The sequence below is a fragment of the Janthinobacterium aestuarii genome (assembly GCF_051380835.1).
GTDB classification, from domain to species: Bacteria; Pseudomonadota; Gammaproteobacteria; order Burkholderiales; family Burkholderiaceae_D; genus Janthinobacterium; species Janthinobacterium aestuarii.
Window position 1 is genome coordinate 803066 of the sequence record NZ_JBNYXU010000001.1, and the last position, 13343, is coordinate 816408.

Here is a 13343-nt window from a genome sequence, read left to right on the forward strand (position 1 = left end):
GGCGCGTACCGTATGTAGTGGTTCAGTCCGCCACCACCACCCGGTTCTTGCCCGTCTGCTTGGCCTGGTACATGGCGCGGTCGGCGCGCTTGACCAGCTCGGCCTGATCTTCATTGGGCAGGCGCAGGGCTACGCCGGCGGAGAAGGTGATCAAGACTTTTTCGTTGTCGTGCAGGAAGAAATGCCGGGTCAGCTCGCGCTGCAAGCGTGTCATCGTCGACGAGGCCGCCTCGACCGTCGTTTCCGGCAGCAGGATGAGGAATTCCTCGCCGCCGAAGCGGGCGATGACGTCCATCGAGCGCAGGGTTTCCTTGACGATTTTTACCAGGTGTTTTAGCGCCGCATCGCCGGCCAGATGGCCGTAGGTGTCGTTCAGGCGCTTAAAGTCATCGAGGTCCAGCATGGCGATGCACAGCGGCGTGCCGCGGCGGTCGGCGCGGGCCGTCTCGCGCTCGAACACGTCATCCAGGCCACGGCGGTTCAGGCTGCCCGTCAACTGGTCTTCCCGCACCAGTTCGCTCATATGCTGGAGCTTCGCTTCCAGGGTGTGAATGCGCTGTTCCGCATCCTGCACTTCCTGGCGCGCCAGCACCATTTTGTCGCGTGCGCGCAAGGCCTCGTTCTGCACCATGCGCGTTTCGCGCAAGACTTCGTCGAGAACGCTGTTCAGTTCGCTGATATTTTCCGCCTGGCTGATCTTTTCCGAATAGCCGCCGATCTTTTCATGGAAGTCGCCCGTGCTGGCCGCCACTTGGCCCAGGCGGTCGATGAAGGTCATCATCATGTTCTTGACCGTCAGCTTGACGTCGGACAGGCTGTGCTTGAGCTGGCTTTGCTTGTAGATGACTTCCTTCAGGCTGCGCGTGGCGTCTTCCAGCGCGCGCTGGTCGAGCGGGCCGGCGATCAGGTTTTGCACGGCATCGACCTGGCCGCGCAGCCAGCTGTCGTCGTCGAGCAACTGGCTGACGTTATCGAGCAGCAACTTGAACAGGCGCAGCAGCAATTCTTGCTGCTCGGCCGTGTCGCCGCTTTTCAGTTCGATCTGGTAGCACAGCTGTTTCAGGCGCAGGGCCGCTTCGTTCAGCGCTTCTTCCGTATGGGCTTGCTTGATGGCCGCGCCCAGCGATTCGGCCTCTTCCACCAGCGCGGGCGTGCCCGTCAGCAAGGTGGCGACGGCAAAGCCGAGGGTGCGGCTGAGCAATTCTCGCAGGGTGCGCGTCTGTTCGCCGTCCGGCAGGGGCGGCAATTCGATGCCGCCGCCTTTCTTGACCTGTTTCTCCGCCAGCTGCGCCAGGGTGCGCGCATAGCTGTCCCAGTCGCGCGCTTTCAGTGCGCGCTGGAAACGCTTGCCAAAGTCGCCCAGTTCGCCCGCCGATTCGCTCATCTTGGCGGCGAATTGCGTCAGGACGTTTTCCGCGCCACTCTCCGTGGGTGCGCTCGCTGCCAGCACGGCACCCGGCGCCCCAGCGCTGTCCGCCGGTTCGCTGATGCCGGCGATTTCATTGTAGATATCGCGGTAGGCGCTCGGTGTCGGGGCGATGCGGCGCGTGGCCAGGCGGCGAAACGCTTCGCGGGCGATATCGGCCGGGTTCATCGCGGCGGCGGTATTCGTGGCGCCAGCGGGAGCGCTTGCTGGAGAAGATGGCAATTTACTGGACATGTAGGCACAGCCTTTTCAGATATTTCTCATTATCCTCATGATATGCGAGTTGGCAAAGAACTTATTGTGCGAGAAGCAAGGAGAAGTCCTGCCAATTCGCCCGATGCCAGCGGGCATGCCGCTTTGCGTCAATCCACCAGCTGGTTGCGGATGGCGTAGTGCGTCAGTTCGGCGCTATTCTTGAGTTTCATCTTGACCAGCAAGCGGGCACGGTATTCGCTGACGGTTTTCACGGACAATTTCAGCTCCTCGGCGATGGCGCCTACCGCCTTGCCCGAGGCAATCATGACCAGGGTCTGGTATTCGCGGTCAGACAAGGTGTCGTGCAAGGCCGTTTCGTGGTCTTCGCCCACCGTGTTGGCCAGTTCCTGCGCCAGCGAGGCGCTGATGTATTTCAGGCCCTGCGCCACCTGGCGGATGGCCGTGACCAGTTCGCGCGGCGCACTCTGTTTCGTCAGGTAGCCGGCCGCGCCCGCCTTGAGCGAACGGATGGCGTACTGGTCCTCGCGGTGCATGGACAGCATCAGCACGGCCAGTTCCGGCTTTTCCTTCTTGATCTGCTTGAGCACCTCGATGCCGCTGCGGTCGGGCAGGGAGATGTCTAGCAGCAACACCTGGCATTTCGAGCCACGGAACAGTTTGATGGCGTCGTGGCCATTTTCGGCTTCGCCGGCCACGATGATGTCCTTCGTATCGGCGAGGATTTGCTTCAAGCCTTCGCGCACGATCGCATGATCGTCGGCGATGAATACCCGGATGGTGGCTTTTTCTTTCATGACTGCGTTGTTTCCTATCTGATTCACCCACTAGGCCGCGTCTGGCGGCGGCCCGCTGTGCGCTGGCGCACTGGCTGCAGCCGCTATTATCGCCTCTCGCGCCGTGGTCAGCCGGATTTTTATGCTCAGGATGGTGCCGCCGCCCGGCCCATCCATCAGGCTCAGGGTGCCGCCCAGCGCGCTGGCCCGTTCTGCCATGCCGCGGATGCCGAACGATTGCGGCTTGGCACGGTCGGACAGGCGCATGCCGACGCCATTGTCGGCGATCGACAGGCTGATATGCTGGCGCTGCCGGGCCAGGCGCACGCTGACCTTGCTCGCCTGCGCATGCTTGGCGATATTCGTCAGCGCTTCCTGGGCGATGCGGAACAGGCTCGTTGCCTGGTCCAGCTCCAGTTCGATGTGCTGGCGGTTCGAAATGAACTGGCACTCGATGCCGGCCTGGCGCGCGAATTCCTTGACTTGCCAGTCCAGCGCGGCGACCAGGCCAAGGTCCAGCATGGACGGGCGCAAGTCCAGCGAAATGCGGTGCACGGCATCGATGCTGCGGTCGACCAGGGCGTCGACATAGTCGGCCTTTTCCTGCAACTGCAGGTCGTCCGGCGGCAGGCGGCGCGCCAGCATGGCCAAGGCCATCTTGATGGCCGTCAAATTGCCGCCCAGGTCATCGTGCAGTTCGCGCGCCAGGCGCGTGCGTTCGTGCTCCTTGACCTTGTCGATATGCGCAGTCAGCTCGGCCAGGCGGGCGCGCGACTGGCGCACTTCGATCTGCTCGAGCCGGCTTTCCGTGATATTCGTCATGATGCCTTCCCACTGCACCGTGCCGTCGGCCAGCGCGCGCGGCGTGGAGCGCAGGTTGATCCATTTGACGTCCTTCCAGGCATCGATCCAGATGCGGCCTTCCCAGTTCCAGCTCCACAAGGCGTTTTTCGACGCCTGCATCGATTCCAGATACGAGGCGCGGTCGTCGGCCAGGATCAATTGATAAAACAGTTCCGGGCGCGCGTGCAGCAGTGCCGGGCTCAGGCCCAGCAAGGCCTGGCAACCGTCGCTCAGGTAGGGGAATGCGGCGCGGCCATCCGCATGCAGGCAGAACTGGTACACGAGGCCCGGCGTATTCGAGACGATGGCGTTGAAGCGCGACTGCACTTGCGCCAGGGCGGCGGCCGTCGCCTGCGGCGTGCGCAAGTCTTCGCCCTCGGCCAGGATCAGGGCGCGGCCGTGGCGGTTGGCGCGCGACAACTGCAGGCTGAGCGAATACAGGCTGCCATCGCGGCGGCGCTGCTGCACGTGCAGCCGGGCTTGCGCGCCGATACTGTCGTCCAGGGTGGCCAGCACGGCAGTCAGCTGCTGCGCGTCGAGTTGCGGCGCCAGCGTGAAGGGCGTCATCGCCAGCAATTCCTTGCGCGCGTACTGCAAGTTGTCGCAGGCGGCATCGTTGGCGTCCAGCAATTGCAAGCTGGCCGTATCGTACAGGTAGATTTCCGGCGCCGCCGCGCGCATGGCGGGCGCCAGCCGGGGAGTGTCGTGCATGGCGTTGGCTTTCTTCATCAGCGGCGGGCGCGCCAGAAGGCGGCGAAGCGGCGCAGCACCCTGGCAGGGCGGGAATTATGGCGCCCTGGCGTGCCTTTGCGCAAGCGCTGCCACCAGGCACGGCGGGCGCGGCCCAGCGCGGCCGACAGCCGGCTGACTCGGCGCCATGGACGCGTGGCGCGCAGGCGGGCGATCCAGCGGTCCTTGGTTTCCATAAACAAGCCATGCCAGCGCGCAAACCACGGCAAATTCAACAGGGTAGGGCGCGTCAGGCTGTAGAGGCGCGCCACGGCGGCCGCGCCGCCCAGCTTGGCGATGACGATCACGCCGATGCCGGAAAACGCATGGCCGCGCGCGATCGCCAGCAGGGCCAGCAGCTTGACGGGAAACAGCAGCACGGCCGGCAGCACGAAGATGGCCAGCGCCCAGTACGGCGGCAGGCGCCTGATCCACGCTTCGAGCGCATGCAGGGGCGGAAATTGCGCGATCACCTGCATGATGCGGGCCCCGGTCGCCCACAGCCATTCCTCGATCAGCAGGAAGATGGCGGCCAGGTAGACCAGCGGCGCGAACAGCCAGCGCCTGACTCTGTAGAATTTTTTCATCCGTCTCCGTGTGCGGCGCAGGTTTGCCGCGATTGCCACGATGATACGTCAAAAAAGCCCGCTTGCCCCCGCATCCCGTGTGCCCGTGGCTCCCTGGCGGGGCTACAATAGACAGATGAATAAAGCCTTTGTAAAAGAATCCGACAACGACGACGATGAAGAAGCGGCCGCGCTGGCGCTGGCCATTCCCGCCGGCGCCAAGAACTACATCACGCCGGCCGGTTACCAGCGCATCAAGGACGAGCTGCTGCAGCTGATCGACGTCGACCGTCCGGAAGTGGTGCGCATCGTCCATTGGGCGGCGTCGAATGGCGACCGTTCGGAAAATGGCGACTATATCTACGGCAAGCGGCGACTGCGCGAAATCGACCGCCGCATCCGCTTTCTCACCAAACGCATGGACCTGGCCGCCATCGTCGACCCCAGCGTGCACCATGGCAACGACCAGGTCTTCTTCGGCGCCACGGTAACTTACCGCACCAGCGACGGCGAAACGCACACCATCACCATCGTCGGCATCGACGAATTCGACCCCCTGAACGGCAAGATCAGCTGGGTCTCGCCCATGGCCCGCACCATCACCAAGGCACGCGAAGGCGACGTGATCACCCTCAACACGCCGCTGGGCGAGCAGGAACTGGAGTTGCTGGAAGTGACGTATCCTGCGCCGGGGGAGGGGTAGTTTGCGGTGACGCAGGGTGGCAAGCGGCGTGTTCCGCCAAAATGAAGGCTCCTTTTTTGTGAGGAGCTGCCATGGCTCGCACCGCGCGCTTGTTTTTGCCTGGAATGCCCTTGCATGTAGTGCAGCGAGGGGCGGACAGGCAAGCATGTTTCCTTGATGCCGATGATTACCTGCGATATTTGTCTTATTTGAGCCAGGCGTTGAAAGCGAATCCATGCAGAATCCATGCTTATGTACTCATGACTAATCATGTGCATTTGCTGTTGTCAGCAGACACTTCCACTATTCCCTCTGGTTTAATGAAATCGCTGGCGCAGCGGTATGCGCAATACTTCAATTGGCGTTACGGAAGGACTGGAAGCATATGGGATGGCCGTTATAAGTCTTGCCTGGTGCAAGATGCGTTATACCTGCTGGTTTGTCAGCGTGATATCGAACTCGATCCGGTTCGTGCTGGGATGGTTGACTTGCCAGGAGCGTATCGTTGGTCCAGCTATCGTTGTAACGCGTGTGGCGAGCATGATAGCCCGGTGACTGCACATCCGCTGTATTGGCGTTTGGGGAGAAGTCAGGTGGAAGCACAGGCTGCCTATCGCGAACTTTTTCAACGGGATTGGTCGTTGAGAGATTTGAGTCAGTTGCGTGCCAGTATCAATGCCTAATTTGCACTTGGTGATCAGGATTTTTTACGACATGTTGCAGAACGCGGAGATCAGCCGCAGGCGTAAGCTTGGGGTCAGACCCGGCGGGTCTGACCCCAAGGCTAGTTACGCTCGCGCAGGATGCGGTTGACCCCGGCTACCCGCCGCACATTGCGCAGCAGGGCGGCCAGGTGGACCCGGTCCTTGACTTGCACGGTGAAGCGCAGCTGGTCGAGGACGTTGTCCTTGTCTTCGTCCATGCCCACATAGATGATGTTGGCGTCGGATTCGCCGATTTCGGCGGCCACGCGGGCGAGGATGCCCCGTTCGCTGTTGATCAGCACTTTGATGCGGCAGTCGAAGCGGCGGTTCAGTTCGGTTCCCCAGCGCACGGCAATCCAGCGGTCCGGTTCCTTGGCGCGCTGGCGTTTCGCTTGCGAGCAGTCGCTCGTGTGCACGAGCAAGCCCTGGTCGCGGCGCAGCTGGCCGATGATCTGGTCGCCCGGGATCGGCAAACAGCATGGCGCCAGTTGCACGGAGACGCCTTCGCTGCCGCAGATGGTGACGGGGTCGAGTTCGCTACCGCTATTGTGTTCCACCGGCATGCTGGCCGCTTCGCCGCCGATCAGGCCGAAGATGTGGCGCGCCACCAGGGTGGCCATGCGCTTGCCGATGCCGATGTCCGCGTACAGCTCGTCCATGGAATTGGCGCTCGATTCGTTGAGCAGGCGTTCGACCAGTGGTGCTTGCAGGTCGGCGTCGATGTTCAGGGTGTGCAGCGCCTGCGACAGCAGCTGCTGGCCCAGGGCGATTGATTCGGGCAGGTTGATCGTGCGCAGATGGTGGCGGATGGCCGAACGGGCCTTGCCGGTGCGCACGAACGACAGCCACGTCGGGCTGGGGCGCGACGAAGAATCGGTGATGATTTCCACGATGTCGCCATTGTGCAGCTCGGTGCGCAGGGGCGAGGTTTCGTTGTTGATCTTGACGGCCACGGTCTGGTCGCCGATGCCCGTGTGGATCGAATAGGCGAAGTCGATGGCCGTGGCGCCGCGCGGCAGGGCGATGATCTTCGACTTCGGCGTAAACACGTAGACGGAATCGGGGAACAGGTCGACCTTGACGTGTTCGAGGAATTCGGCCGAGTCGCCCGTCTGCTGCTGGATGTCGAGCAGGGATTGCAGCCAGGCATGCGTGCGCTGCTGCAGGTCGGACGGGTTCGATTCGCCGCTCTTGTAGAGCCAATGCGCCGCCACGCCCGATTCGGCCGTGCGGTGCATTTCCTGCGTGCGGATCTGGAATTCGACGGGCGTGCCGTACGGGCCGATGACGGTCGTGTGCAGCGACTGGTAGCCGTTCAGCTTGCGGATCGCGATGTAATCCTTGAACTTGCCCGGCATGGGCTTGTACAGGCTGTGCAGGGTGCCCAGGGTCACGTAACAGTCGGCAAAGCTGCCCACCACCACGCGGAAGCCGTACACGTCCAGCACTTGCGAGAACGACAAATGCTTGCTGCGCATCTTTTTATAGATGTCGTACAAGGTCTTTTCGCGGCCCGTGACGTCGGCCTCGAGATCGGCCATGGACAAGGTGCTTTTCACCGCTTCCATGATCTTGTTGACCACTTCACGCCGGTTGCCGCGCGCCGCCTTGACGGCTTTCGCCAGGGTGCGGTAGCGCATCGGGTACAGGTGCGAGAACGACAGGTCCTGCAGCTCGTGGTAGATGTTGTTCAGGCCGAGGCGGTGCGCGATCGGCACGTACACTTCCATGGTCTCGCTGGCGATGCGGCGCTTTTTCGCCGCCGTCATGAAGTCCAGGGTGCGCATATTGTGCAGGCGGTCGGCCAGCTTGATGAGGATCACGCGCACGTCGGACGCCATGGCCAGCAGCATCTTGCGGAAGTTTTCCGCCTGCGCTTCGATCTGGCTCTGGAATTCGATCTTTTCCAGCTTCGACAGGCCGTCGACCAGGTGCGCGACCGGTGCGCCGAAGCGTTCGATCAATTCATCCTTCTTGACGTCCTGGTCTTCCATCACGTCATGCAGCAGGGCGGCCATGATGGCTTGCGCGTCGAGCTTCCAGTCGGCGCAGATTTCGGCGACGGCGATCGGATGCGAGATATACGGCTCGCCCGAGCGGCGCATCTGGCCCAGGTGCATTTCGTCGGAGAAGCGGTAGGCTTCCTTGACTTTTTTCAGGTCGGCAGGGGAAAGGTATTCGGCCAGCTTGTCGGCCAGATGGCTGACGGAGGCCACGCCGAGGGCGGGCGCTGGCGGTACTGCGGGGGTATTGCTGCCGGACGTGCCGGTGCCGGGCGCGGAAGCGCCCTGCGATTTTGCCGCCTGGCGCGGGGCCAGGGGCGGCAGTGCTGCGGAAGTCGTGTCGGCTGGGGTCAGACTCATAAAACGTCGCGTTGCTTCACAGTGTGAATAAAGGATACGGTAGAACCAGGGGTCAGCACTGTTCCGGCACGCGGGTTCCCAATTACATCGGGACCTTTTTCAGCATTTCGATGCCGACTTTACCGGCAGCGATTTCACGCAGTGCGACAACGGTAGGCTTGTCCTTGGCTTCCACCTTGGGGGTGTGGCCTTGCAACAACTGACGTGCGCGATAGGTCGCAGCCAGGGTCAGCTGGAAACGGTTAGGGATCTGCTTCAGGCAATCTTCGATTGTGATACGGGCCATAGTAACTCCTAAATTTGTGTGCGTGGTGCTGTGTGAACTGGCGTGCAGAGACGATTATTCTGCGTGCAGGCCCAGCTGGGCGAATAGCGATGCGTTGCGGGCCGCTTGTTGCGCAAACCGGCAACGGGCCGCTCTCACGATCGCGCTCAGTTCGGACAAAGCGACCGTAAACTCTTCATTGATAATAACATACTCGAACTCGGGAGCGTGTGCGATTTCGCCGCCGGCCGCCAGCAGGCGGCGCGTGATCACGTGCGGCTCGTCCTGGCCGCGCTTGTTCAAGCGTTCTTCCAGCGCATCGATCGACGGCGGCAGGATGAAAATGCCGGCCGCGCGGGGAAATTGCTTGCGCACTTGGCGCGCGCCCTGCCAGTCGATTTCCAGCAGGATGTCGGTGCCGGCGGCCATTTGCTGTTCCACCATGATGCGCGAGGTGCCGTAGTAATTGCCATGCACTTCCGCCCATTCCAGGAATTCGCCCTGGTCGGCGCGCGCGACAAAGTCTTCCGCCGTCGTGAAATAGTACTCGCGGCCATGCTGCTCGCCCGGACGGGGCGCGCGCGTGGTGGTCGAGATCGACAATTTGATGCCGGGCTCTTGCGCCAGCAATGCGTTGACCAGTGTCGATTTGCCGGCGCCCGATGGCGCGGCAACCACGAACAGGCTGCCGGAGAAGGCGGTAGGGTGGCTCATGCGGATCTTTCAATAATCGTGTTGTTGGCGCCGATGCTCGCGCAAGCGGCGCCCAATCCGGTATTTTACCAAGAGGCAAGGCGGCGAGCCAGTCCCAAAGCGGCCGGCATGGATGATGCCTGGCCAGGCTGACGCTTACTCCAGGTTCTGCACCTGTTCGCGCATCTGCTCGATCAGCAGCTTCAAGTCCATCGAGGCGTCGGCCAGTTCCTTGACGGACGCCTTGGCGCCCAAGGTATTGGCTTCGCGATTGAGTTCCTGCATCATGAAGTCGAGGCGCTTGCCCACTTGGCCGCCCTTGGTGAGGATGTGGCGCGTTTCGCCCAGGTGGGCCGACAGGCGCGCCAGTTCTTCCGATACGTCGATGCGGATGCCGTACAAGATCACTTCCTGGCGGATGCGTTCCATGGCGTCCTGGCGCGACAGGGCCGAATTCGAGCCCTGGCTGGCCAGACCCAGCGCGTCCTGCATGCGTTCGATGGCTTTTTGCTGGAAAGCCGCCACCACTTGCGGTATCAATGGCGTGATGCGCTTGACGATGGCTTCCATCGCCTCGATGCGCGACACGAGCACGGCTTCGAGCGCCGCGCCTTCGCGCTTGCGGCTGTCGACGAAGGCGGCCACGGTGCGCTTGGTCAGCGCGCCCACGTCCGCCTGCAAGGATTCCTGCCCCACTTGCGCTTCTTCGATGACGCCAGGCCAGCGCAGCAGTTCGGCCACCGTCATGACGGGGGCGGAGACAAAATGCTGGCCCACTTCGTTTTGCAGGCGCGCCAGTTCGGTCAGCAGGGGCAGGTTCAGCGCCTGCGTGCCGGCCGTCGCGGCCTTGCGGCCAAAGCTCAGGCGTACCTCGACTTTGCCGCGCGTGATGGCGGACATGACGGCGGCGCGCAAATCAGGCTCCAGGGCCCGCAGATCGTCGTTGATCCGGAATTGCAGGTCGAGAAAGCGCGAGTTGACGCTCTTGATTTCAATTGTCAGTGTGCCTGCAGCACCTTCGCTGGTGGCAACCGCGTAGCCTGTCATGCTTGAAATGCTCAAAGGATTCCCCGATTTGGTCTTGTATACAGTCACTTATACACTTAATCAGCCAGCGCAGGCAATACCGCCCGCGCCGCAAAACAGGACCGAAGTGCCCTATGGCCTGAAAATTGCTGAATAGTGTGCGTTTTACGGCATTGTAAAGAAAATTGTGTTTGGCGGGGCAGGATTGTATGGATCATGTGTGCGCCGCCCGCCATTGCGCCTTGCGCTGTTGCATGGCCGCAAATAGACGGGCGCGCGGTGGTAGAATCGCTGCCGCAACCCCAATCACACAGGACATCCCCCATGACATTCGAATCCCGCCCGAGCGGCCGCGCCGTCGATGCGCTGCGCGCCATCCGCATCACCCGCCAGTACACCAAGCATGCCGAAGGCTCGGTGCTGATCGAGTGCGGCGACACCAAGGTCATCTGCACCGCCAGCATCGAAGACAAGGTGCCGGGTTTCCTGAAGGGCAAGGGCCAGGGCTGGTTGACGGCCGAGTACGGCATGCTGCCCCGCTCGACGCATACGCGCATGGACCGCGAAGCGGCGCGCGGCAAGCAGTCGGGCCGCACGCAGGAAATCCAGCGCCTGATCGGCCGCTCGCTGCGCGCCGCCTTCGATTTGCAGGCATTCGGCGAACGCACCTTGCACCTCGATTGCGACGTGATCCAGGCCGACGGTGGCACGCGCACGGCCTCGATCACGGGCGCCATGGTGGCCGCGTATGACGCGTTTTCCCAGCTGCAGGCACGCGGTGCGATCGCCGCCATCCCCGTGAAAAGCTTTGTCGCCGCCATCTCGGTGGGCGTCTACCATGGCATGCCGGTGCTGGACCTCGACTACGTGGAAGACTCGGGCTGCGACACGGACATGAACGTGGTGATGACGGAAGCGGGCCACTTCATCGAAGTGCAGGGCACGGCCGAAGGCGCCGCGTTCGACCGCGCCGGCATGAACCGCCTGCTGGACCTGGCGCAGGGCGGCATCGCCGATCTGGTCGCCATGCAGAAGCAGGCTTTGGGGATCTGATCTTTACACAGATTTACACATCGCCGCCCGCCGCGCCGGGCAACAAGCCCGCTTTTGCCGCTGTCGAGCGTGGCGGTGGGCCAAGGTGAGGGGAGCGCAAAAGGTTTACAATGTCGGCACTTCAACCGGACTACTGACATGACCCAACGCCTCATCCTCGCCTCCAACAACGCCGGCAAGCTCAAGGAATTCAACGAGCTGCTCTCGACCATCGGTTTTTCCGTCCACGCCCAGGGCGAGTATGACGTCCCGGAAAGCGACGAGCCGTTCCACACCTTTGTTGAAAACGCGTTGCAAAAGGCGCGCCACGCGTCGCGCCTGACGGGTTTGCCGGCGCTGGCCGACGATTCCGGCGTGTGCGTCAATGCGCTCGGCGGCGCGCCGGGCGTGTATTCGGCCCGTTATGCGGGCGAGCCGAAATCGGATGCAGCCAACAGCGCCAAGCTGATCGCCGACCTCGAGGCGCATGCCGACAAATCCGCGTATTACTACTGCGTGCTGGTGTACGTGCGCCATGCGGACGACCCGCAGCCGGTGATCGCCGACGGTCGCTGGAACGGCGAGATGATCGCCGCGCCGCGCGGCAACGGCGGCTTCGGCTACGATCCGCATTTCTTCGTTCCCGCGCTGGGCAAGTGCGCGGCCGAACTGACGTCCGATGAAAAGAACGCGCTGTCGCACCGTGGCCAGGCCCTGCGCGCGCTGGTGGAAAAGCTGCGATGATCCCGATCAAACTGGTGGGCGCCGTTGCCAAATCAGCAGCCAAGCCCGGAGCTTCGCCCATGCCGCAGGAAGGCATTTCCGGCGCGGCCGGGGCGGCCCTGAAATACCTGCAGCCGGGCGCGCTGAACCTGACGGCCCTGCCGCCGCTGTCGCTGTACATCCATTTCCCGTGGTGCGTAAAAAAATGCCCGTATTGTGATTTCAATTCGCACGAGGTGCGCGGCGACTTGCCGGAAGCCGAATACCTGGCAGCCCTGCGGCTGGACCTGGAAATGGCGCTGCCGCTGATCTGGGGCCGCAAGATCCACACGATTTTCATCGGCGGCGGCACGCCCAGCCTGATGTCGGCGGCGGGCCTGGACCGCTTGATGTCGGACGTGCGCACCCTGCTGCCCCTGGAGCCCGACTGCGAAATCACGATGGAAGCCAATCCGGGCACATTTGAAGCGGAAAAATTCAAGTCCTACCGGGCCAGCGGCATCAACCGCCTGTCGATCGGCATCCAGAGCTTCAGTGGCCGCCATTTGCAGGCGCTGGGGCGCATCCACGACGACAACGAGGCGCGCCGCGCGGTGGAGATCGCGCACGCCAATTTCGACAATTTCAATCTCGACCTGATGTACGCGCTGCCCACGCAGACGCTGGACGAGGCGCGGCAGGACCTGGAAACGGCGCTGTCGTTCGCGCCGCCGCACCTGTCGCTGTACCACCTGACCCTGGAGCCGAACACGCTGTTCGCCAAGTATCCGCCCGTGCTGCCGGACGACGACGAGAGCGCCGACATCGCCGACATGGTCGCCGCGCGCGCGGCGCAGGCGGGCTACGGTCGCTATGAAGTGTCGGCCTATGCGCAGCCGGGCCGCCAGGCCAAGCACAACCGCAATTACTGGGAATTCGGCGACTACCTGGGTATCGGCGCGGGTGCGCATTCGAAGATATCGTTCCCGCACCGCGTGCTGCGTCAGGCCCGCTACAAGCAGCCGCGCGCCTACATGGATGCGGTACTGGCCGGCAACCCGGTGCAGGAAGAGCGCGAACTGGCGCGCGAGGAAATGGGTTTTGAATTCATGCTCAATACCTTGCGCCTGACGCAGGGCTTTGCGCCGAACCTGTTCGCCGAGCGCACGGGCCTGGCCCTCAACGCCATCGAGCAGCCGCTCAATGCGGCCGAAGCGAAAGGCTTGCTGTACCGCGACCACCAGGTCATCCGCCCGACGGAACGGGGGTTGTGCTTCCTGAACGACTTGCAGCAGATGTTCCTGGAAGACTGACGCTGCCTGA

The 13343-nt window shown here is 62.8% G+C and carries 13 protein-coding genes; 5 read left to right on the forward strand and 8 right to left on the reverse strand.

Translation table 11 applies throughout. The features are described 5' to 3' along the window. Positions 1 to 22: 22 nt before the first annotated feature. From ACQ4WO_RS03655 to ACQ4WO_RS03670, 4 genes are all read right to left on the reverse strand, one after another. Entirely contained in the window at positions 23 to 1594 is a 1572-nt protein-coding gene (locus tag ACQ4WO_RS03655; protein WP_436480637.1) for a diguanylate cyclase, read from the reverse strand. Positions 1595 to 1788: 194 nt separating this feature from the next. Next, positions 1789 to 2436: a response regulator gene (locus ACQ4WO_RS03660; protein WP_034753998.1), complete on the reverse strand. Its 648-nt coding sequence runs from the start codon at positions 2434 to 2436 to the stop codon at positions 1789 to 1791. Positions 2437 to 2466: 30 nt separating this feature from the next. Beyond that, positions 2467 to 3969 (reverse strand): sensor histidine kinase, encoded by a 1503-nt coding sequence (locus ACQ4WO_RS03665; protein ID WP_436480267.1) that lies wholly within the window; start codon positions 3967 to 3969, stop codon positions 2467 to 2469. A 17-nt stretch (positions 3970 to 3986) separates the two neighbouring features. Then, positions 3987 to 4574 (reverse strand): hypothetical protein, encoded by a 588-nt coding sequence (locus tag ACQ4WO_RS03670; protein WP_436480268.1) that lies wholly within the window; start codon positions 4572 to 4574, stop codon positions 3987 to 3989. A 115-nt stretch (positions 4575 to 4689) separates the two neighbouring features. Between ACQ4WO_RS03670 and greB the strand changes: the two genes are divergently transcribed. After that, the gene (gene greB / locus ACQ4WO_RS03675; protein WP_092710976.1) at positions 4690 to 5256 is read left to right on the forward strand and encodes a transcription elongation factor GreB; all 567 of its coding nucleotides are present in this window, start codon (positions 4690 to 4692) and stop codon (positions 5254 to 5256) included. Between the two features lie 71 nt (positions 5257 to 5327). Then, the gene (locus ACQ4WO_RS03680; RefSeq protein ID WP_436480269.1) at positions 5328 to 5918 is read left to right on the forward strand and encodes a transposase; all 591 of its coding nucleotides are present in this window, start codon (positions 5328 to 5330) and stop codon (positions 5916 to 5918) included. Between the two features lie 101 nt (positions 5919 to 6019). On the opposite strand, the gene ACQ4WO_RS03685 is transcribed toward ACQ4WO_RS03680, so the two are convergent. The 4 genes from ACQ4WO_RS03685 to ACQ4WO_RS03700 all read right to left on the reverse strand — a co-directional run bounded on the left by ACQ4WO_RS03685 (position 6020) and on the right by ACQ4WO_RS03700 (position 10307). Beyond that, complete coding sequence (locus tag ACQ4WO_RS03685; protein WP_436480270.1) at positions 6020 to 8302, reverse strand: RelA/SpoT family protein; 2283 nt, start codon at positions 8300 to 8302, stop codon at positions 6020 to 6022. Between the two features lie 82 nt (positions 8303 to 8384). Further along, positions 8385 to 8588 carry a DNA-directed RNA polymerase subunit omega gene (gene rpoZ / locus ACQ4WO_RS03690; RefSeq protein ID WP_010400723.1) on the reverse strand — a complete coding sequence of 68 codons (204 nt, stop codon included), beginning with the start codon at positions 8586 to 8588 and terminating at the stop codon, positions 8385 to 8387. Between the two features lie 54 nt (positions 8589 to 8642). Further along, positions 8643 to 9281 carry a guanylate kinase gene (gene gmk, locus ACQ4WO_RS03695; protein ID WP_080753685.1) on the reverse strand — a complete coding sequence of 213 codons (639 nt, stop codon included), beginning with the start codon at positions 9279 to 9281 and terminating at the stop codon, positions 8643 to 8645. A 135-nt stretch (positions 9282 to 9416) separates the two neighbouring features. Next, positions 9417 to 10307 carry a YicC/YloC family endoribonuclease gene (locus ACQ4WO_RS03700; RefSeq protein WP_034753986.1) on the reverse strand — a complete coding sequence of 297 codons (891 nt, stop codon included), beginning with the start codon at positions 10305 to 10307 and terminating at the stop codon, positions 9417 to 9419. A 303-nt stretch (positions 10308 to 10610) separates the two neighbouring features. On the opposite strand from ACQ4WO_RS03700, the gene rph reads away from it, so the two are divergent. The 3 genes from rph to hemW all read left to right on the forward strand — a co-directional run bounded on the left by rph (position 10611) and on the right by hemW (position 13333). Further along, the gene (gene rph, locus ACQ4WO_RS03705) at positions 10611 to 11339 is read left to right on the forward strand and encodes a ribonuclease PH (RefSeq protein ID WP_436480271.1); all 729 of its coding nucleotides are present in this window, start codon (positions 10611 to 10613) and stop codon (positions 11337 to 11339) included. A gap of 138 nt (positions 11340 to 11477) precedes the next feature. Beyond that, positions 11478 to 12062 (forward strand): RdgB/HAM1 family non-canonical purine NTP pyrophosphatase, encoded by a 585-nt coding sequence (gene rdgB / locus ACQ4WO_RS03710; RefSeq protein WP_436480272.1) that lies wholly within the window; start codon positions 11478 to 11480, stop codon positions 12060 to 12062. Further along, on the forward strand, positions 12059 to 13333 hold the full coding sequence (gene hemW, locus ACQ4WO_RS03715) for a radical SAM family heme chaperone HemW (RefSeq protein WP_436480273.1): 1275 nt from the start codon (positions 12059 to 12061) through the stop codon (positions 13331 to 13333). The genes rdgB and hemW overlap by 4 nt, the downstream gene beginning before the upstream one ends. The last annotated feature ends 10 nt before the right edge of the window (positions 13334 to 13343 follow it).

Excerpts from the sequence above, each read along its gene's own strand:
- rph (WP_436480271.1), top strand. The coding sequence starts at position 10,611 with ATGACATTCGAATCCCGCCCGAGCGGCCGCGCCGTCGATGCGCTGCGC.
- rdgB (WP_436480272.1), top strand. The coding sequence starts at position 11,478 with ATGACCCAACGCCTCATCCTCGCCTCCAACAACGCCGGCAAGCTCAAG.
- hemW (WP_436480273.1), top strand. The coding sequence starts at position 12,059 with ATGATCCCGATCAAACTGGTGGGCGCCGTTGCCAAATCAGCAGCCAAG.
- rpoZ (WP_010400723.1), bottom strand. The coding sequence starts at position 8,588 with ATGGCCCGTATCACAATCGAAGATTGCCTGAAGCAGATCCCTAACCGT.
- ACQ4WO_RS03665 (WP_436480267.1), bottom strand. The coding sequence starts at position 3,969 with ATGCACGACACTCCCCGGCTGGCGCCCGCCATGCGCGCGGCGGCGCCG.
- ACQ4WO_RS03670 (WP_436480268.1), bottom strand. The coding sequence starts at position 4,574 with ATGAAAAAATTCTACAGAGTCAGGCGCTGGCTGTTCGCGCCGCTGGTC.
- greB (WP_092710976.1), top strand. The coding sequence starts at position 4,690 with ATGAATAAAGCCTTTGTAAAAGAATCCGACAACGACGACGATGAAGAA.
- ACQ4WO_RS03660 (WP_034753998.1), bottom strand. The coding sequence starts at position 2,436 with ATGAAAGAAAAAGCCACCATCCGGGTATTCATCGCCGACGATCATGCG.
- gmk (WP_080753685.1), bottom strand. The coding sequence starts at position 9,281 with ATGAGCCACCCTACCGCCTTCTCCGGCAGCCTGTTCGTGGTTGCCGCG.
- ACQ4WO_RS03700 (WP_034753986.1), bottom strand. The coding sequence starts at position 10,307 with ATGACAGGCTACGCGGTTGCCACCAGCGAAGGTGCTGCAGGCACACTG.
- ACQ4WO_RS03655 (WP_436480637.1), bottom strand. The coding sequence starts at position 1,594 with ATGAACCCGGCCGATATCGCCCGCGAAGCGTTTCGCCGCCTGGCCACG.
- ACQ4WO_RS03680 (WP_436480269.1), top strand. The coding sequence starts at position 5,328 with ATGGCTCGCACCGCGCGCTTGTTTTTGCCTGGAATGCCCTTGCATGTA.
- ACQ4WO_RS03685 (WP_436480270.1), bottom strand. The coding sequence starts at position 8,302 with ATGAGTCTGACCCCAGCCGACACGACTTCCGCAGCACTGCCGCCCCTG.